This window comes from Roseateles sp., assembly GCF_036486225.1.
GTDB lineage: Bacteria > Pseudomonadota > Gammaproteobacteria > Burkholderiales > Burkholderiaceae_C > Roseateles.
The window spans coordinates 34521-52924 of the sequence record NZ_DASVNZ010000346.1; the positions used below are offsets into that span (position 1 = coordinate 34521).

Here is an 18404-nt window from a genome sequence, read left to right on the forward strand (position 1 = left end):
AGGATGGTAATCGCGTCAACCCTCGTACGGCCCCTTGCCGGGCAGCGCCCACAGCAGGCCCAGCGTCGCGCCGGCCGGCGCCACGGTGAGGTGGTCCTCGCCGGCCAGCACGCGGCTCTCGATGCGCAGCGACGGGTAGCGGCGCTTGCGCAGGAGCGACTCGAACCGGCGCGCGTCGGCGACGAGGTCGCTCTCCTTGTTGAAGCGCGGCCCCGGCGCGACGGACTCGTACGCGCCGACGTACTGGAAGATCCTCGCCGCCAGATCGGTGTGCTGCTTCGCGTAGGCCGCTTCGCGATCGAACATCAGGTGGCGGTCGAACCAGAACGACGGGCTGCCGAGGATGTAGTGACTGAACAGTGCTGGCTTGGCGAACAGCACCTGCGCCGCGAGGAGTGCGCCATACGAATGCCCGAGCAGCACGCGGCGGTCCGGGTCGAGCTGATACCGCGCCGAGACCGCCGGCACCGCCACGTCGGCCAGGTACTTGAGGTAGGTCGCGCCTTCGCCGTAGCGGGTGGCGCCAAAGCGGTCGGCGGGGCGGCCCGGCCGGGTCCGGGGATCGCTGGGGGTGTAGTCGCGTGACCGCATCTCGACGGCGGACTCGTCCGCGGGACCTGCCAGCCCGACGACGACGAAGTCGGCCAGATTGCGGCCCTGCTGTCCCACGCGGTTGCGCAGGGCCCGGACGAGCGGGAATGCATACGGCGCATCGGTGACGAACACAGCCGGTCGCGGGCCGGCCTGCGGGGGCGCGTTTGGTGGCACGTTCGGTGGCAGATCGACCCAGACCTCATAACGCCGACCGGTGACCGGGTCGGGCAGCGGATGGACGAAGGTGCCGGGGAGGGCGTAAGGCCCGGTGGCCTCCGGCAGCGCGGGCGCGGCGATGGACCGGGCGGTCGGCATCAGCAGCGAACCCAGCGCCGCGGCGAGGACTTGCCTGCGGTCGGTCATGAGCGGAGTCGGGAGCAGCGAACGGGTCGCGAGTGTCTCGCGCCGCTTCGGTCGTGCGCCCCCCGGGAGTCGTTACGCGCGTTACGCGCTTTACCCGGGAAATGTGGGAAATGCGCGTCCGGGGAGGCGCTCAGTCGACCAGGATGTTCCGGTTCTTCAGCGTCAGGTGGATCTTGTCGCCGACCGTGTCCTTGTTGAACGGCTTGACGATGTAGCCGGTGGCGCCGAGTTGCGCGGCGCGGATGATGTCTTCCTTGCGGCCCTCGGCGGTCACCAGCAGCACCGGGACCTTGCGCAGCGGATCGGATTCCGGCTTCGCGCGCAAGGCTTCCAGGAACTGGAAGCCGTTCATCACCGGCATGTTCACGTCGCTGAGGACGAAGTGGACCGGCTCGCCGGACTCGGCGGAGAGCTCGAGCTGGCGCAGCGCGGCCTTGCCGTCCTCGGCTTCGAGGATCTTCTTGAAGCCGAGTTCCCGGAGCAGCCCGGAGATGATGCGGCGCATGGTCGAGAAATCGTCGACCACCAGGAAACAGAACTCTTCGCGTTTGATCGTCGTGACCATGTGCAACCCCTTCAGAGGTGGAATCCTATATCGACCGGCGGGGCCGGGTCTTGAGGGCCTGGCCGCGGCAGGGGCGCGTGGCGGATCGGCACCGGGGCTCGCGTCGGGGCTCGCGTCGGGGTCATGGCGCTGCGGGTAGCATGCCCGGATGAGCTCCACAACGCCTGACCCCGTCGCCGCGCTGCTGCGCCACGCCGCCTCCACCTGGATCGCGCCGCGCTTCCGCCATCTGGCGGACGAGGAGGTGATGGAGAAGGCCCCCGGCGAATGGGTCACGACCGTGGATCGCGACGTCGAAGCCTTCCTCACGCCCGAACTGCGCGCGCTGGTGCCCGGCTCGCGCGTCGTCGGCGAGGAGCAGTGCGCGGAGACGCCGGAGCTGCTCGACCAGCTCGACGAGGGCGCCGTCTGGCTGGTGGATCCGCTGGACGGTACCTTCAACTTCATCTCCGGCCGCGAGCCGCTGTCGTCGATGGTGGCGCTGCTGGAAGACGGCGTGACGGTGGGGGCGTGGATGCTCAACCCGATCTCGGGCGTGCTGCATCACGCCCGGCGAGGACAAGGCGCCTGGCGCGAGACGCAGCGCCTGGAAGCCGCCTCCGGTCCAGGCCTGAAACGGGCGGTCGTCAAGACGCGCTTCCTGCCGCAGGAACATCAGGACCGCGTCGCGAGCTGGCCCGGCGTCGAGATCCTCCCCGGGCTCAATTGCGCCGGCGCGGAGTACCCCGCGCTCGCCGAAGGCGCGTTCGACGCGACGCTGTACTGGCGCAAACTCGCCTGGGACCATGCGCCCGGTACCCTCTTCATCGAGGAAGCCGGCGGCTTCGCGGCGCGGCTGGACGGCACACCTTACCGCGCGGGGGATCGGCAGCCGGGCTTGCTGGTGACGCGCAGCCGTGAGGTGTGGGAAGAGGCCGCAGCCGCCTGGAAGACGACTGCGTGAGGACGAGCGCGGGCTCTCCACGGGGCATGGGGCGCCCCTCCAGGGACCCCAAGCCCCATTCCGGCCCCACTCGCAGTCGCTGACTTCGCCTCGTTCCTGCGCTCGCTGACTTCGGGGCTGGGCGTTGTGCGTTCGGTGGATCGGTCCGGAACGCCGATTGCCGCCTTCGCCGTCGATGACGGCTTCTCTCGATATCGCACGCCGGCTCGATCGGCTGCCCTGGTCGCGCTGGCACTGGCGCGTGGTGCTCGCCCTGGGCGTGGCCTGGGTGCTGGACGGCCTCGAGGTCACCCTCGTCGGCTCCGTCGGCGCGGTGCTGGAAAGACCTGACACCCTCGGGCTGAGCGCCGTCCAGGTCGGCTGGTCCGGCTCGCTGTACCTCGCGGGCGCGATCGTCGGCGCGCTGATCTTCGGCCGCATGTCGGACCGGCTTGGCCGCAAGCGACTGTTCCTCGCGACGCTCGCGATCTACGCCGTGGCCACGCTCGCCACCGCGTTTTCCACCGACTTCACCTTCTTTGCGTTGTGCCGCTTCGTCACCGGTCTGGGCATCGGCGGCGAGTACGCCGCGATCAATTCCGCGATCGACGAACTCGTGCCCGCGCGCGTGCGCGGTCGCGTGAACCTCGCCATCAACGGCAGCTTCTGGATCGGCGCCGCGCTGGGCGCCGCCTCCAGCCTGCTGTTGCTGGACCCCGACGTGCTCGGACCCGTGCAGGGCTGGCGCGTCGGCTTCGCGATGGGCGCGCTGCTGGCGGTCGGCATGGTGCTCGTGCGTCGCCATGTGCCGGAGAGTCCGCGGTGGCTGCTGCGCCACGGCCGTGTCGAGGAAGCCGGCCGGATCATCGACGCCATCGAGGCCGAGGTCGCCGCCCAGCACGGTCCGCTGCCCCCGGTTGCTCCGGCGGAACAGTCGGCGCATCGCCGCACCGTGCCCTCGATGCGCGAGGTGATGCACGCGCTGCTGCACCGCTACCGGGTCCGCAGCGGCGTGGCCCTGGCGCTGATGCTGGCGCAGGCCTTCTTCTACAACGCGATCTTCTTCAGCTATGCGCTGGTACTGACCCGGTTCTACGGCGTCGCCGACCATCGGGTCGCGCTCTACATCTTCCCGTTCGCGCTCGGCAACGTGCTGGGACCGCTGCTGCTGGGACCCTTGTTCGATCGCGTCGGGCGCCGCCGCATGATCGCGCTGACCTACAGCCTGGCGGGCGTCGGCCTCGCGGCCACGGGTGTCGCCTTCGCCGCGGATGTCCTCGACGCGCGCTCGCAGGCGCTGTGCTGGTCCGCGGTGTTCTTCTTCGCGTCCGCGGCGGCCAGTTCCGCCTATCTGACAGTCAGCGAGGTCTTTCCGCTCGAGATGCGCGCGATGGCGATCGCGAGCTTCTATGCGGTCGGCACCGGCGCCGGCGGATTCGCCGCACCGCTGTTGTTTGGCTGGCTGGTCGAGAGCGCGGATCGTGGCAATGTCGCGATCGGCTACGGTATCGGCGCCGCACTGGTGATCGTGGCGGGGCTGCTCGCGTTGCGCTTCGGCGTCGACGCGGAGCGCAAGCCGCTGGAGGACATCGCGCCGTCGAGCTGAGCGGGCGTCAGCGCTTGCCGAACCAGCGCCGCACGCGGCGTTTCCAGTCCAGCCATTGCCGATGGCGCGAGCGGTCGATGCGCTTCACGTCGATCAGCGTGACGTCGCCGCAGGCCGACATCGTGTGCAGGCCGCTGGCGAAGTCGCGGTGCGCGAGGTCGCCGGTGAAGGTCGCCGGCAGCGCCTGGACCTCGACAGCCTCCGGCGACAGGCGGGTGAAGCGCAGCCAGCGCGTCGCGCCGCCGTAGCCGTTGCGGCTGTCCTGGACCGGCAGCGTCACGAGGCCGTCGCCTCCCACGAACGGCGTGCCGGCTGGTCGCGCGCCGTCGTGCGCGGATCTCACCGGATTCGCGCGATGCGGCGTCCACGGGCCTTGCAGCGAGTCGGCATGGGCGACGTGCAGTTCGCGCTGGTCGCGCTTGTCCGGGCCGATCACCGCATAGAACATCCACCAGATCCCGTCGTGCCGCAGCAGCGAGGCGTCGACCGCGCGCACGCCCGGTAGCAGCGCGCAGACCCGCTCCCAGCGTTCCCAGCGCTCGGCGCCGTCCACCGCGCGGTAGAGCGCGACTTCCTCGGCCTGGCTGGACTCGGGGACCATCCAGACCTGCCCGTCGTGCTCGAAGACGAAGGGATAGGAGAGGTGGAAGGGCGTCTGCAGCACCGGCCTGGGCGCGCTCCACGCGCCGTTGCTCAGGTCGAGCGTGAGGCGCTGCAGGTCGGCGCGCTTGGTGCGGTAGTCGAAGTTCTCGACGAACACGTGCAGCGTGTCGCCGTCGCGCAGGGCGAAGGGATCGGCGTAGTAGCGCCAGTCGCCGGCCTCCGGCATCCAGACGATGCGGTCCCGCAGCTCGTGCAGGCGCTCCGGGCTGAGCAGATCGATGCGTTCGGGAACGACGCCGACGGTCCAGAAGTCCGACTTCGGACGCTTAACCATGACAGGGGGGCATGAACATCGGCCGTGACGGTCAACCGTGGCTCAGTCCGGCCAGGTCGTGCATCTGCGCGCCTTGGCGGGTCAGCACGTCCTGATAGAGCGCCAGCGTGGCGCGGACCGCCGACGAGCGGTCGTAACGCCGCATGTCGTAGTCGACCGGGCGGCGGTTGTCCCGCTGCCGCTGGTCGATCGCGGCCGCGATCGCCCGGCCCATCGACTGCGCGTCGTCGATCGGCACGATGGCCGATTGCGCCGGGTCCAGCATCTCATTGGCGCCCAGCGTCGCGGTCGCCACGATCGGCAGGCGCGCACGCATGGCTTCGAGGATCGCCAGCGGGAACTGCTCCTCGCGCGACGAGGAGACGTACAGGTCCATCTCGCCGAGCAGCTCGTCGACGTTCCAGCGGAAGCCGAGCAGGTGGATGCGCTTGTCGTCGCCGCGCAGTGCCTCCAGCTCGGCGCGCTGAGGACCTTCGCCGATCAGCACCAGGTGGGCATTCGACGGCGCGTGCTGCTGGAAGGCCTGGATCAGCGTGTGCATGCCCTTGGCCGCGTGCAGCCGGCCGACGCAGCCGATGACCGGCGCGGCGTGCGGGATGCCGAGCTCCATGCGCAGCGAGCCCGAAGGCGCTTTCGCCGCACAGGACTCGGCGCTGCGTTCCGGGGCCCAGTTGTAGATGACGCGATGCATGCCGCCGAATTCCTTCAGGTGACCGACCTGCGCCGAATTGACGCACACCAGCGCGTCCATGCGCGCGTGGTGATGCGTCTTGTACCCCACATGCAGCGTGCCGACCCGCGCGCTCTGCCGGGCCGTCGCCACCGCCTTGCAGGCGGGGCCGAGGTGGCCGTGGACGATGTCCGCGCCCAGCTTGGCGGCCAGCCGTCGCACGCGCGCGCCGCGAAGCACCGGCAGGCGCAGGCCGTGGAATCTGACGCGCTGGTCCAGCGCATGCCGGACCGCCGATCCCGCCGGTCCGATCACGTGGACCGTGTGGCCCAGCGCCGCCTGGGCGTTGGCCAGGTCGACGCAGTGGTGCTCACCACCGGCGATACGAGACGAGAAGACCACATGGACGATTGAAAGTGCGCGCATGACGTCGAATCGGCAAAAAAGATAAATAACGTCCGGAGTCTATTTCTTAACATTCAGCAATAGAGCGGGATTTCCCCCGAGATCGTGGGGTGTACGGTGTATCGACAGCAAAGGTGTGCGCAATTCCATGGCCGATGTTGACGGCATCCGAACAATCTGCCGGGCTCACCTGCGGGAAGTCATGGGGACGGAGGGTGTAGTGGCTACGGCGTCGAAGAAACTGCACGTAACCAAACCGGCAGCCACGTCATCGCGTGCGGCGGCGCGACGAAGCGCTGTTTCCCTGGGATGAACTGCGGGGCGTGACCACCTGCATGCAGGGTCATTGAAGTTAAGCTAGCGCGCCTTTTTGCGGGTTTCGCACGAAGGACACATCTTTACGCCACCTGCCACGTTCCCCCGGAGCCCGCTTCATGCTGCGTCTGTCGCTGATTGCCCTTGTCGTTGCATCCCTGCTTGCCGGTTGCGGCAAATCTTCTCCCGACAAGAAGGCATCGCCCGCGGCCGAAGCGGCCAGCGCGCCCAGCCTGCTGGTGTCGCCCGAGGACGTCCAGACCCTGGGCGTGAGCGCCTATGCCAGCGGCCCGGTCATCACCGGCTCGATCCAGCCGGAGCGCCGCGCCGACCTGCGCGCCGAACTGCAGGCGATCGTCCTGCAGGTCTACAAGGAGAACGGCGAGCGCGTGAAGCGCGGCGACCTGCTGGTCCGTCTGGACGACACCGCCATTCGCGATTCGGTGCAGTCCGCCGATGAGTCCGCCCGCGCGTCCTCGCAGAGCTTCGAGCAGGCCGAGCGTCAATATCAGCGCCTGAAGACGCTGCAGGCGCAGGGCATGAGCTCCATCCAGGCGATGGAAGACGCCGAGATCCGCCGCAACAACGCGCAGAGCGACCTGGTCGCCGCGCGCGCCCGCGTGGCCACGGCGCGCCAGCAGCAGCAGCGCACCGAGGTGCGTGCGCCGTTCGACGGCGTCGTCAGCGACCGCAAGGTGTCGCCGGGCGACTCGGCGCAGATCGGCAAGGAACTGATCAAGGTGATGGACCCGGCGTCGATGCGTTTCGAGGGCCTGGTTTCCGCCGATCGCATGTCCGAGCTCAAGCTCGCGCAGACGGTCTACTTCCGCGTCAACGGCTACCCGCAGGTGGACTTCCAGGGCAAGGTGCGGCGCATCGCGCAGGCCGCCAACGCCAACACCCGCCAGGTCGAGGTGCTGGTGGACTTCGCCGGCGCGCAGCAGCCCGGCGTGGCCGGGCTCTATGCGGAAGGGCGCGTGCAGACCAACAGCGTCTCGGCGCTGATGGTGGCCGACAGCGCGCTGGTGCGGGAGGGCGACAAGTCCTTCGTCTGGCGCGTGGACGGCGGCAAGGTCGCCAAGACCCCGGTGAACCTGGGCGCGCGCGATGACCGCCAGGGCCTGTATGTGGTCACCAGCGGCGTGAAGCAGGGCGATCGCATCCTGCGCAGCCCGACCAGCACGCTGCTCGACGGCCAGCGCGTGGAGCTCGGCAAGTCCGCGGTCTCCGCCGCGGGCACGACCTCTCCGACGACCGGCCTGACCAGCGGCACCGGTGCCCCGGCGGCAGGGTCGACGACGTCGGGCTCGACCGCCGCGCCGCTGCCGGTGCTGCCGGTGGCTTCGGCCGCGTCGGCCCAGTGATGCGCACAGGAGCCTGAACCATGTTCCTTTCCAATTTCTCGGTCAAGAAGCCGATCGCGATGATCGTGATCATCATCGGCTTGATGGCCCTGGGCCTGCTGGCCCTGTCCAAGCTGCGCGTCAACGAGCGGCCCGACGTCGACCTGCCGCTGCTCGTCGTCAGCATCAGCTACCCCGGCGCGTCGCCGGAGACCTCCGAGCGCGAAATCGTCAACCGCATCGAGAAGTCGCTGCAGAGCATCTCCGGCGTGAACGAGGTGCGCTCGACCTCGGGCGAAGGCTCGGCACAGCTGCTGCTGTTCTTCAACTTCGACAAGAACATGATCGAGGCGGCGGACGAGGTGCGCAACGCGATCGCCGCGGTCCGCCACAAGCTGCCCACCGAGATGCGCGAGCCGGTGCTGCAGCGCGTCGATCCGTCGGCGCAGCCGATCATGCAGCTGGCGCTGTCGTCCAGCAGCCAGTCCCACGCCGAGATCTCGCGCATGGCGGAAGACCAGTTCGCCGACCGCTTCCGCGCCATTCCGGGCGCGGCGACGGTGACGGTGAACGGCTCGCTCAAGCGCGAACTGTCGGTGCTGCTGAACGCGCAGAAGCTGCGTGAATTCAACGTCTCGGTGACCGAGGTCGTGAACGCGCTGCGCATGCAGAACACGACGGCGCCGGTGGGCAAGGTGCGCGGGCAGCTGGAGGACCAGAGCATCCGGCTGCTGGGCCGCATCGAGTCGCCGGCCGACTTCAACCAGATCGTGGTCAAGCGCTCGGGCAGCGAGCTGATCCGCCTGGGCCAGGTGGCCACGGTGCAGGACGGCTTCGCGGAGCAGACCGGCCTGTCGGTGCGCAACGGCCATCCGAACGTCGGCATCATGGTGACGCGCTCGCGCGACGCGTCGACGGTGAGCGTGGCCAAGGAGGTCCGCAAGCTGGTCGAGGAGATCGACAAGACCCTGCCCAAGGGCACCAAGCTCGAGGTGGTGCAGGACGGCGGACAGGACGCGCAGGACAGCTTGAACAACGTGATCCACGCGCTGGTGTTCGGCGCCGGCCTGACGATCTTCGTCGTCTACGTGTTCCTGAACTCGTGGCGCTCGACCATGATCACGGCGCTGTCGCTGCCGACCTCGGTGATCGCGGCCTTCATCGCCGTCTGGCTGTGCGGCTTCACGCTGAACTTCATGAGCCTGCTGGGCCTGTCGCTGGCGATCGGGGTGCTGATCGACGATGCGATCGTGGTGCGCGAGAACATCGTGCGCCACATGGAACGCGGCGCCGACCGGCGCACCGCGGCGCTCAAGGGCACGGCCGAGATCGGCCTGGCCGTCGCGGCGACGACCTTCTCCATCGTGGCCGTGTTCATCCCGGTGGCTTTCATGCCGGGCGTGTCCGGCGAATGGTTCCGGCCGTTCGGGCTGACGGTGGTGGCCTCGGTGCTGGTGTCGCTGTTCATCTCGTTCACGCTGGACCCGATGCTGTCGGCGTTCTGGGGCGACCCCCCGGGGCACCATGAGGCGCCGAAGACCAACTGGGTGTCCAAGAAGCTGCACGCCTTCAACGAATGGTTCGACCGCCAGGCCGATGGCTACGGCCATGTGATCGCCTGGGCGCTGCATCACCGCACCTGGATGGCCGTGTTCGCGGTCCTGAGCTTCGTGCTGGCGATCTTCCTGCAGGCCACCTTCGGCGGCACGAGCTTCCTGCCGGCGTCCGACTCCGGCACCATCGCCATCGAGGTCCGCACGCCGGCCTCGTCCAGCCTGGAGTACGCGCGCCTGAAGATGGGCGCGGCCTCCGCGCTGGCGCGCGAGATGCCCGAGACGGTGGCCACCAACGAAAGCGTCAACGCCAGCGGCGGTCGCGTCTACGTCGACCTGGGCAAGAGCACCAAGCGCAAGCGCAGCGCGGCGGAGATCGCCGCCGACCTGCGCACGCGGGTCGCGCGCCTGGTGGGCGCCGAGTACGTGGTGCTCGACGACCTGAACAACGGCGCGCAGAAGCCGGTGCAGATCCGGTTCTCCGGCGCGGACTCGCGCAAGCTGATGGAGATCACCACCGACTACATGGAGAAGCTGCGCCGCGTGCCGGGCGCGGTGGACGTGGGCCTGTCGGAGCAGGATCCGCAGAACGAGCTGCAGATCGAGCTCAACCGGGGCCTGGCCAACACGCTGGGGATCTCGGTGGGCGACGCGGCGAATTCCCTGCGCGTGGCCTTCGCCGGCGTGGAGGTCGGCGACTGGATCGACCCGAGCAGCGAGACGCGCGACGTCGCGGTGCGGCTGGCGCCGGAAGACCGCGTCGACGCGAGCAACATCGAGCGTCTGCCGATCGCCGTGACCGGCGCCGGCGTGATGGTGCCGCTGGAGCAGATCGCCACGGTGACCATGGGCAAGGGCCCGGCCAAGATCCAGCACGCGGACGGCAAACGGATGATCGCGGTGTCGGCCAACGCGCACGGCCGCTCGCCCGGCGAGGTCACCAGCGACGCGCTGAAGCTGGCCAAGTCGATCAACTTCCCGCCCGGTTACGGCATCGAACTGGCGGGTGCGGCCAAGGACCAGCAGGAGGTGTTCAGCGCGATGGGCATCGCGCTGGCCTCGGGCATCGGCCTGATGTACCTCATCCTGGTGATGCAGTTCGGCAGCTTCACCGCGCCGCTGGGCGTGATGCTGTCCCTGCCGCTGTCGCTGATCGGCGTGGTGGTGGCGCTGCTGCTGACCAAGGGCACGCTGAACCTGATGAGCTTCATCGGGATCATCATGCTGGCCGGTCTGGTGGCGAAGAACGCCATCCTGCTGCTGGACGCGGCTCGCCAGGAGGAGGCCGCCGGCGTGCCGCGCGAGGAGGCGCTGATGCACGCGGGCCGCAAGCGCTTCCGCCCGATCCTGATGACGACCTTCGCGCTGATCGCCGGCATGCTGCCGGTGGCAGTGGGCATCGGCGAGGGCGGCGAGTTCTACCGTCCGATGGCCGTGGCGATCATCGGCGGCACGATCACGTCGACCTTCCTGACGCTGCTGATGGTGCCGAGCTTCTACGACAGCATCGAGATCAAGCGCGACAGCTTCCTGGCGAAGTTCCATCGACGCGAGGCGCGCTGGACCACGGCCGGCGCGCTGCTCGCGGGCATCGTTGAGTTCGTGCTGTTCCTGACTTTCATCCGCTTCGTGTTCCGTCTGGTGATGCGCGGTTGGGACATGGTCAGCGGCAAGAACCGCCGTCCGGCGGATGTCGCGCCCCATGGCGCGGGCGACGATTGACGCGGGCCGGGATCGCCCGTCGGCGAACCCGTCCTGACAATGAAGAAGGCGCCTCATCGAGGCGCCTTTTTTTCCAGTTCGATCAGCCTCGCCGCACCCGGCGCCACCACGGGGCGGCCGCGCCTGACGCAGCTTCGCCGGATGGCTCGTAGGCCCGCCCGGCCGGTGCGGACAGCTCGACCTCCGTGCCCACGCCAGCGTGCGACGTGAGGCGATAGGTGATGCCCGCGAGTTCGGCGCGCTCGCGCATGCCGGACAGGCCCCAGTGGCCCGGACGGCCGCCGCGGTCCTGCACCTCATCGGGCACGCCGACGCCGTCGTCCCGCACGAACAACATGAAGCTTGCGGCGTCGTACCGGAGCGTGACCTCGATGCGCTCGGCCTGCGCATGCTGGAACGCGTTGAAGATCGCCTCGCGCGCGATCAGGCAGAACGAGGCGGAGAGCACCGGCGCCAGCGCGCGAGGCGTGCCCTCGACGGTCAGTGCGAAGGCGGCGCCGTGCGTATGCGAGAGTTCGCGACCGAGTCCTTCCAGCGTGTGCTCAAGCCGGTTGGTGTCCGGCGGCGGCAGGCGCAGGTCCGTGACGCGGTCGCGGCCTTCGATGAGCAGCGCATCCGCGTCCGTCAGCACGCGCTCCATGGCGGCGCGCTCGGTGCCGGGGAGCCGGCGCGCGATGGCCTCGAAGCGCAGGATCAAGCCGTAGACGCCCTGCAGCAGCGTGTCGTGCAGGTCGCGTGCGATGCGTTCGCGCTCCTGCACACGCGCGGCGAGGCGCTCCTGCTCATGCAGGCGACGCTGGCGCGCGCGCAGCGCGGCCAGGGCGCCCAGCGTCGCGAAGCCCACCAGCACCGCGGCTGCGCGGAACCAGCCGGTCTGCGTCAGGGTCGGGGCGATCTCGAAGCGCAGCACGGCCGGTGTCGTGCTCCACGGACCGCCGTCCTGGGAAGCCTCGACGCGGAAGTCGTAAGTGCCCGGGCCCAGGTTGGTGTAGAAGGCGCGACGGCGCGTGCCCGCGTCCTGCCAGGTCCGGTCCTGTCCGATCAGCTGGTAGCGGAAGCGCGTGCGCTCGGGTTGGGCCAGGCTGATCGCGGTGTAGGCGATCTCCAGATCGCGCGTGCCCGGGGTCAGACGTCGCGGGCCGCTGCCGTCGGGTTCAGCGCTGGGCACCGGCTCGCCATGCACGAAGAGACCTTGGACGTCGACGGGCGGCGCTGCGGGTGCGTCCTTGGGCAGCCGCGTCGGATCGATGCGCACCACGCCATTGCTCAGCGAGAACCAGAGCACCCCGTCCGGCGTGCGCGCGGCCGTGCGCAACGGCCAGGATTGCTCCGCACGTCCGGTGAGCCCGTCCGTCAGATCGAAGCGCCGTCCGGAAGGGCGGGCCACTCCCTGGCCGGGCGCGACCAGCGCGCGGCGGACCTCCTCGGCGGTGAGTCGCGTGATCCCGTTCGCACCGTTGAGCCACAGCTCCCCCTCGGGGGTCTCGACGACGCCGGAGACGCCATCCAGCGCGTCGGGATCCGCCAGGCGCAGCATCGGCATGCCGACGTCGGACGCGAGCTGCACGCCGCGTTCCCCGCCGATCCAGAGCCGCGATCCCTGACGCGCGATGACCTTGATCGCGCCGACCTTCAAGCCGTCGGCGGCGGTGAGCGGTGTCGTCTTGCCGGCGTCGTGGCGCAGCACGGTGCCGTCGTTGTAGCCGATCCAGACGCGGCCCCGCTCGTCCGTGCCGATCGCGTCGGGGCCCTTGTGCGGGAAGCCCTCGCTGCCGGACAGGCGCTTCACCTGGCCATCGGCGTAGCGCATCAGCCCATAACGATGCGCGTTGAACCAGAGTGCGCCGTTCGCATCCTCGGTGATCTCGAAGACGGGGACGGTCCAGGGTTGCCCGTCGGGTGTGGGGATCTGGACGAAGCCCGTGCCCTCCTGCCGCCACAGTCCCGTGCGACCGCCGACCCAGAGCCGTTGCCGGCTGTCGACGAACACGGCGGTGAAGGTCTCCATCCGCGGATCGGCGGGGATCGTCTCCGGCGTCGATGAGCCGGGCGACAGACGCTGGATGGCGTTCCCGGAAGCGATCCAGACGCGGCCTGACGCGTCGCTGGTCATGGCGATGCTGGCGCTGCGGCTGGGCAGGTCGATGCGGTCGACAGCTGCGCCGCGGAAGCGGTCCAGCCCGCCGTTGGTGCCGACCCAGATTGCGCCGTCCCGGTCCTGGAACACCCGCGTCACGAGTTCTCCGGACAAGCCCTTGTCGGTGCCCAGGAACTGATGCGCGGCCGGCGCGGACGCGGCCGCGCCGTCGATGGCGAGGCGGTTCAGGCCGTCTTTGGCGCCATACCAGAGCCGACCCGCGCGGTCGAATGCGGGCATGAAGAAGCTCTTCGGAACTGGAATCGGCGCGATGTCGGCGTCGCTACGTTCGCCGGGCAGAGGCAGCCGGATGAGCCCGCGCATCGCGGGCGACATGTCGTTGGTCCAGGCGCGGCCGTCGCTGCCGATCACGAGCTGCGACTGCCCCAGCGCAGGCACATCGACGGCACTGAAACGGGCGGTGCCCGCCGGTCTCACGAAGACGGCGCGATCGGTGACGACCCAGACGTTGTCGCCGCCGTCGACGGCGACCTTGAGCGTGGGCGGCGCCCGGCTGCTGCCGTCGACATAGCCGGATTCCGGTCCGATGGCGGTCCAGGCGTCGCCTTGGCGTTTCAGCAGCGCCCGGCCGGTGGCGGTCCAGAGCGTGCCGTCGCGCTCGGCCGCGAACCCGTTCGTCGAATACGCGAAAAGCCCGCCCGCGGGGTCGACGTGGAGGACGCGCCCTGCGCGCACCAGCGCCGCGCCGCCGTCGAGCAGGCCGACCCACAGCGCGTTGTCCTTCGTCGCGAAGAGCGACGGCACCTGCCGGCTCGGCAGCGACTCGCCGGCGAGCGTGTCGAAGCGCTCGAAGCGGACGCCGTCGAAGCGGAACAGTCCCGCGCCGGTGCCCAGCCACAGGTAGCCGTCGGTGGTCTGCGCGATCGCCATCACCGGGCCCGCCATGCCGTCCTTCAGCGTCCAGGTCGAGTGCTGCAGGTGCGCGAGCGGCTGCTCGGAGGGCGTGGACGACTGCGCGTGCGCGGGCGGCGCCATGAACGCCACGGCGAGCGCCAGGGCTGGAACCTGAAGACGGATGGATCGCGAGGAGGGCGGACGGGGCATCGAGAACTTGCTGGCGCGGAAGCGCTCGGATTGTGCCTGCGAGGCAGGCGGGCGAAGTTCTCACACTTCTCGATGCCGCTGCGTGAACCCGGCTGAGACGGATCGCGACTGGATGTCTCTCTGACATCTCGAAAGCAATGCGATGCGTCCTTGTTTTGAAGACTCGCTGCGTGGCAAGGCGCAGCAAGCCGCGCACGTGGCCCTGGTGGTCGGTGTGCTGGCCGTGGTGATCTGTGTGTTGTTCGGCGTCACGGCCTGCCAGGGCGACGACGTCTCTGTCCCGTCGGCGAGCGAGGCCATGACGGCGGATGCCGATGCCGGATCGAAGCCGCTTCAGACCGTTGTGCCGGCCCTGCCTCCTGCTTCCGCGCCGGAGCCTGTCAACTTTGATGCGATCCACACGGCCCGACTGGCCTGGCCGTGGAGAGCCGCTGCGGAGATGGTGGCCTGGCGGATGAAGGGGGCCCACTGACCTCCGCTCGACCCTCAGGATCGGCGCCCGCCGGTCAAGGGCGGCCGATGTCGCGCGTCGGGCGCGCCTTCAAACGACGCGTCCCGGATTCAGCAACCCGCGCGGATCCAGCGCCTGCTTGATCTGCCGCATCAGCTGCATCGCCACCGGGCTCTTGCGCTGCGCGAGTTCCTCGCGCTTGAGCTGCCCGATGCCGTGCTCGGCGGAGATGGAGCCGCCATGCGCCGTCACCTGGTCGTAGACGATCTCGTTGACCGCGGCCTCGTGCTCGCGCAGGAAGTCGGCGGGCGTGATCCCCTCCGGCGCCTGGAGGTTGTAGTGCAGGTTGCCGTCGCCGAGATGGCCGAAGTCCACCAGTCGCGAGCCCGGGAAACGCTCCCCCAGCAGCGCGTCGCAGCGCTCGACGAAGTCCGGGATGCGCGACACCGGCAGCGCGATGTCGTGTTTGATGTTCAGGCCTTCCTCGCTCTGCGCCAGCGGGATGGACTCGCGCAGGTGCCACATCGCCTGACTCTGCGACAGGCTCTCCGCCACCGCCGCGTCGTCGATCGCGCCGCGCTCGAGCGCTTCCTCCAGCAGCCCTTCGAACTGCGTGCGGGCGTGCTCCTCGCCTTCGCTGTCCGACAGCTCCAGCAGCACCGTCCACGGGCGCGGACCGAGCGGCTGCGTCAACTGCGGGAAGTGCTTGCCGACCAGCGCCAGCGACAGCGCGTTCATCACCTCGAAGCCGGTCAGCGCCGCGCCGCAGCGCGATCGCGCCAGGTCCAGCAAGGTCACCGCGTCGCGCAGCGAGTCACAGGCGGCCAGCGCCGTCATCCGCGCGCGCGGCAGCGGATGCAGCTTCAGGGTCGCCGCGGTGATCACGCCCAGCGTGCCTTCGGAACCGATGAACAGGTCCCGCAGGTCGTAGCCGGTGTTGTCCTTGCGCAGGCCCGACAGCCCGTCCCAGACCGTGCCGTCGGCGGTCACGACCTCCAGGCCCAGGCACAACTCGCGCGCATTGCCGTAGCGCAGCACCTGCGTGCCGCCGGCGTTCGTCGCGAGGTTGCCGCCGATGGTGCAACTGCCCTCGGCGGCGAGGCTGAGCGGGAAGAGCCAACCCGCTTCGCGCGCCGCCTGCTGCACGCTCTGCAGCACGCAGCCGGCCTCGACGGTCATCGTCAGGTTCGAGGGATCGATCTGGCGCACGCGGTTCAGCCGCTGCAGGCTGAGCAGCAGTTGCGTGCCCGAGTCGTCCGGAACGCCGCCTCCCACCAGTCCCGTGTTGCCGCCTTGCGGCACCAGCGGCACGCCGTGTTCGCGGGCGAGCGTCACGACCGCCGCCACCTGCGCGGTGTCGGCTGGCCGCACCACCGCCAGCGCGCGGCCGACGTAGCGTTTGCGCCAGTCGCGCTCGAAGCCGGACAGGTCGTGCGCATCGGGCAGCAGCACGTGTGCATCGCCCAGCGCCGCGCGCAGCGCATCGATCAGGGCGGCGCTCACCGGATGTCCTTCGATGAGAAGTCCGCCGCCGTGTCGTTCTCGACCCCCTGCGCCTCGACCCGCCGCGCCTCGGCCAGACGCTGACGGATCTGCGCGGCGCAGGCGACGAAGATCGTCACCGACAGCACCACTTCGATCCACGCGAGCACCATGCCCAGGCCGCCTTCGGACGTGCCGCGCACCAGCCCCTCGGTCACGTAGAGCCAGATCATCAGGCTGAGCCAGCGGTAGGTGTACATGCGGTAGCGCCACAGGCCGGGCAGCGGCAGCAGCAGCGGCAGCGCCTTGATCGCGAGCGTGCCGCGCCCGGTCGGCGCCAGCCAGAGTTCCCAGGCCAGACACACCACGGCCAACGCCAGCGTGGCGAAGAAGGCGAGCTGCCGGCTGCCGCGCTCGCGCGCGGTGGGCGCCGAACGGGCGGTCGGGGCGGCCGGGGAGGTCGACGGGAGCGGTCCGGACCTCGTCGAAGAGGCGGCATCGAGGCTTGACATGGCTGGCATCATAGCCAGCATGATCAGTGAAGTTCAGGCGCAGACGCAGAGCTGGCGCGAGGGAATCCGGGAGCTCGGACGCGAGTTGTTGACGTGGCCGTATGCGCGCACGCTGCGCCTGTTCGTGCAGCGCTTCCGCGAGGAACGCCTGGGACTGACCGCCGGCAGCCTGACCTTCACGACGCTGATCTCGCTGGTGCCGCTGCTGACCGTCGCGCTGGCGCTGTTCACCGCGTTCCCGATGTTCTCCAGCTTCCAGTCCGCGCTGGAGAAGTACTTCCTCAAGTCGCTGATCCCCGACAACATCGCCCGCCCGGTGCTGATGTCGCTGACGCAGTTCGCGGCCAAGGCCAACCGGCTCGGCGTGGTCGGCCTGATCGTGCTGGCGGTGACGGCGCTGTCGCTGATGCTGACCATCGACCGCACGCTCAACCAGATCTGGCGCGTGCAGCGGCCGCGGCCGATCGCGCAGCGCGTGCTCGTGTACTGGGCGGCGCTGACGCTGGGCCCGCTGCTGCTGGGCGGCAGCCTCACCGTCACCAGCCTGCTGATCTCCGCCGGCAAGGATCTCGTCGACAACATGCCGCGCGGGCTGGTGGTGCTGCTCAACAGCGTGGACCTGCTGGTGCTCTGGGCCGCGATCGCGGGGCTCTTCCATTACGTGCCCAACACCGACGTGCGCTGGCGCCACGCGCTGACCGGCGCGGCCTTCGTCGCCGTGGCCTTCCACCTGGCCAAGCTGGCGCTGGCCTGGTACGTGAAACAGGTGCCGACCTACTCGACGCTCTACGGCGCGTTCGCGGCGGTGCCCATCTTCCTGATCTGGATCTACGTCGGCTGGGCCATCGTGCTGCTCGGCGCGATCCTGGCCGCGAACGCGCCCGCCCTGGCCGGCGGCGTCAGCGTGCGCGGCAACAAGCCCGGCATGCAGATGGCGCTGGCGCTGGACGTGATCCGCGAACTCGACACGGCGCGCCTGGGCGGCGAGTCGGGGCTGTCGATGATCGGGCTGTCGCAGCGGATGTCGGTCGACCCGCTGCAGCTGGAGCCCGTCATCCAGCACCTGCAGAAGCTGGACTGGATCGGGCGCCTGGAAGAGGGGGGCGCGCAGCGCCTGGTGCTGCTGTGCGAGCCGTCCTCGACGGTTGCCGAGCCCCTCATCCGCCTGCTGCTGGCGGATCGCCAGCCCGGGCTGGCGGAACTGTGGGAGAAGGCCGGCTGGGAACAGACGACCGTCGGCGTGCTGATCGGGCGCACAGCGCCTGAAACGCTCGCCGACACCTCGATGGCCCTGACGCCCACCGTGTCCTCGAGCGTGTCCGCTACCGCAGCCACGTGACGGCCGCGCCGCCGATCACGGCGAGCAGCGCCACCACCGAGTAGATCGCGCGCCGGTAGGGCGGTTTCGGTCTTGTCGCGCCGGTCGGTTTCATGCCGTACTTCGGCGTCGCGCCGAGCGGCAGCGCGGCCTTGTCGATCAGGGGGCTCGAGCGGTGCTCGCGCGCCCGCTGCTCGGCCACGCGCAGACGCGCGGATCCATCCAGCAACTGGAGCTGCTTCGCCTGGGTTTCGGTGTCGATCGTGGCCGGTTGGGTCGGGGTGGGGATGTGGGGGTGCTTGTCTGAAAACGAGCGTTGCTGCATGTGGACTGCCTTGACTGCAATACGCTCCCTCGCCTCCGCGAATCGGCCGATTGTCGGCATCAGGTCGCGAGGGTCAAGTAACAGGAGGTGTGGAAGCCTGAAAGAAAAGCCGCGGGCCA

The 18404-nt window shown here is 69.6% G+C and carries 14 protein-coding genes; 6 read left to right on the forward strand and 8 right to left on the reverse strand.

What is annotated here, in order from left to right; genetic code table 11:
* Positions 1 to 15: 15 nt before the first annotated feature.
* Positions 16 to 957 (reverse strand): alpha/beta hydrolase, encoded by a 942-nt coding sequence (locus VF536_RS22520; protein ID WP_331617137.1) that lies wholly within the window; start codon positions 955 to 957, stop codon positions 16 to 18.
* A gap of 130 nt (positions 958 to 1087) precedes the next feature.
* A complete protein-coding gene (locus VF536_RS22525; RefSeq protein WP_297526669.1) occupies positions 1088 to 1522 on the reverse strand; it encodes a response regulator in 435 nt (144 codons plus the stop codon).
* Between the two features lie 148 nt (positions 1523 to 1670).
* Here VF536_RS22525 and VF536_RS22530 point away from each other — a divergent pair, with 148 nt between their 5' ends.
* Together VF536_RS22530 and VF536_RS22535 are read left to right on the forward strand one after the other, a co-directional pair.
* Positions 1671 to 2465, forward strand: a complete 795-nt coding sequence (locus VF536_RS22530; RefSeq protein ID WP_331617138.1) for an inositol monophosphatase — start codon at positions 1671 to 1673, stop codon at positions 2463 to 2465.
* Between the two features lie 175 nt (positions 2466 to 2640).
* Positions 2641 to 4050: an MFS transporter gene (locus VF536_RS22535; protein ID WP_331617139.1), complete on the forward strand. Its 1410-nt coding sequence runs from the start codon at positions 2641 to 2643 to the stop codon at positions 4048 to 4050.
* A gap of 7 nt (positions 4051 to 4057) precedes the next feature.
* On the opposite strand, the gene VF536_RS22540 is transcribed toward VF536_RS22535, so the two are convergent.
* Positions 4058 to 4987: a glucosamine inositolphosphorylceramide transferase family protein gene (locus VF536_RS22540; RefSeq protein ID WP_331617141.1), complete on the reverse strand. Its 930-nt coding sequence runs from the start codon at positions 4985 to 4987 to the stop codon at positions 4058 to 4060.
* 31 nt (positions 4988 to 5018) lie between these two features.
* A complete protein-coding gene (locus tag VF536_RS22545; RefSeq protein WP_331617142.1) occupies positions 5019 to 6083 on the reverse strand; it encodes a glycosyltransferase in 1065 nt (354 codons plus the stop codon).
* A gap of 413 nt (positions 6084 to 6496) precedes the next feature.
* On the opposite strand from VF536_RS22545, the gene VF536_RS22550 reads away from it, so the two are divergent.
* Together VF536_RS22550 and VF536_RS22555 are read left to right on the forward strand one after the other, a co-directional pair.
* Positions 6497 to 7741: an efflux RND transporter periplasmic adaptor subunit gene (locus VF536_RS22550; RefSeq protein WP_331617143.1), complete on the forward strand. Its 1245-nt coding sequence runs from the start codon at positions 6497 to 6499 to the stop codon at positions 7739 to 7741.
* Positions 7742 to 7761: 20 nt separating this feature from the next.
* Complete coding sequence (locus VF536_RS22555) at positions 7762 to 10995, forward strand: efflux RND transporter permease subunit (protein ID WP_331617144.1); 3234 nt, start codon at positions 7762 to 7764, stop codon at positions 10993 to 10995.
* 82 nt (positions 10996 to 11077) lie between these two features.
* On the opposite strand, the gene VF536_RS22560 is transcribed toward VF536_RS22555, so the two are convergent.
* On the reverse strand, positions 11078 to 14197 hold the full coding sequence (locus VF536_RS22560; protein WP_331617145.1) for a sensor histidine kinase: 3120 nt from the start codon (positions 14195 to 14197) through the stop codon (positions 11078 to 11080).
* Between the two features lie 196 nt (positions 14198 to 14393).
* On the opposite strand from VF536_RS22560, the gene VF536_RS22565 reads away from it, so the two are divergent.
* Positions 14394 to 14669 (forward strand): hypothetical protein, encoded by a 276-nt coding sequence (locus VF536_RS22565; RefSeq protein ID WP_331617146.1) that lies wholly within the window; start codon positions 14394 to 14396, stop codon positions 14667 to 14669.
* Positions 14670 to 14738: 69 nt separating this feature from the next.
* Here the strand turns inward: VF536_RS22565 and VF536_RS22570 are convergent, their stop codons facing one another.
* Together VF536_RS22570 and VF536_RS22575 are read right to left on the reverse strand one after the other, a co-directional pair.
* On the reverse strand, positions 14739 to 16151 hold the full coding sequence (locus VF536_RS22570) for an FAD-binding oxidoreductase (RefSeq protein ID WP_331617147.1): 1413 nt from the start codon (positions 16149 to 16151) through the stop codon (positions 14739 to 14741).
* A complete protein-coding gene (locus tag VF536_RS22575; protein WP_331617148.1) occupies positions 16148 to 16642 on the reverse strand; it encodes a DUF2069 domain-containing protein in 495 nt (164 codons plus the stop codon). The genes VF536_RS22570 and VF536_RS22575 overlap by 4 nt, the downstream gene beginning before the upstream one ends.
* A gap of 19 nt (positions 16643 to 16661) precedes the next feature.
* Here VF536_RS22575 and VF536_RS22580 point away from each other — a divergent pair, with 19 nt between their 5' ends.
* Positions 16662 to 17981 carry a YihY family inner membrane protein gene (locus VF536_RS22580; RefSeq protein WP_331617149.1) on the forward strand — a complete coding sequence of 440 codons (1320 nt, stop codon included), beginning with the start codon at positions 16662 to 16664 and terminating at the stop codon, positions 17979 to 17981.
* On the opposite strand, the gene VF536_RS22585 is transcribed toward VF536_RS22580, so the two are convergent.
* Entirely contained in the window at positions 17965 to 18285 is a 321-nt protein-coding gene (locus VF536_RS22585) for a hypothetical protein (protein ID WP_331617150.1), read from the reverse strand. The genes VF536_RS22580 and VF536_RS22585 overlap by 17 nt on opposite strands.
* Positions 18286 to 18404 lie beyond the last annotated feature (119 nt).

Coding starts and splice junctions, on each gene's coding strand:
- VF536_RS22520 (WP_331617137.1), bottom strand. CDS start 957: ATGACCGACCGCAGGCAAGTCCTCGCCGCGGCGCTGGGTTCGCTGCTG.
- VF536_RS22525 (WP_297526669.1), bottom strand. CDS start 1,522: ATGGTCACGACGATCAAACGCGAAGAGTTCTGTTTCCTGGTGGTCGAC.
- VF536_RS22530 (WP_331617138.1), top strand. CDS start 1,671: ATGAGCTCCACAACGCCTGACCCCGTCGCCGCGCTGCTGCGCCACGCC.
- VF536_RS22535 (WP_331617139.1), top strand. CDS start 2,641: ATGACGGCTTCTCTCGATATCGCACGCCGGCTCGATCGGCTGCCCTGG.
- VF536_RS22540 (WP_331617141.1), bottom strand. CDS start 4,987: ATGGTTAAGCGTCCGAAGTCGGACTTCTGGACCGTCGGCGTCGTTCCC.
- VF536_RS22545 (WP_331617142.1), bottom strand. CDS start 6,083: ATGCGCGCACTTTCAATCGTCCATGTGGTCTTCTCGTCTCGTATCGCC.
- VF536_RS22550 (WP_331617143.1), top strand. CDS start 6,497: ATGCTGCGTCTGTCGCTGATTGCCCTTGTCGTTGCATCCCTGCTTGCC.
- VF536_RS22555 (WP_331617144.1), top strand. CDS start 7,762: ATGTTCCTTTCCAATTTCTCGGTCAAGAAGCCGATCGCGATGATCGTG.
- VF536_RS22560 (WP_331617145.1), bottom strand. CDS start 14,197: ATGCCCCGTCCGCCCTCCTCGCGATCCATCCGTCTTCAGGTTCCAGCC.
- VF536_RS22575 (WP_331617148.1), bottom strand. CDS start 16,642: ATGTCAAGCCTCGATGCCGCCTCTTCGACGAGGTCCGGACCGCTCCCG.
- VF536_RS22580 (WP_331617149.1), top strand. CDS start 16,662: ATGATCAGTGAAGTTCAGGCGCAGACGCAGAGCTGGCGCGAGGGAATC.
- VF536_RS22585 (WP_331617150.1), bottom strand. CDS start 18,285: ATGCAGCAACGCTCGTTTTCAGACAAGCACCCCCACATCCCCACCCCG.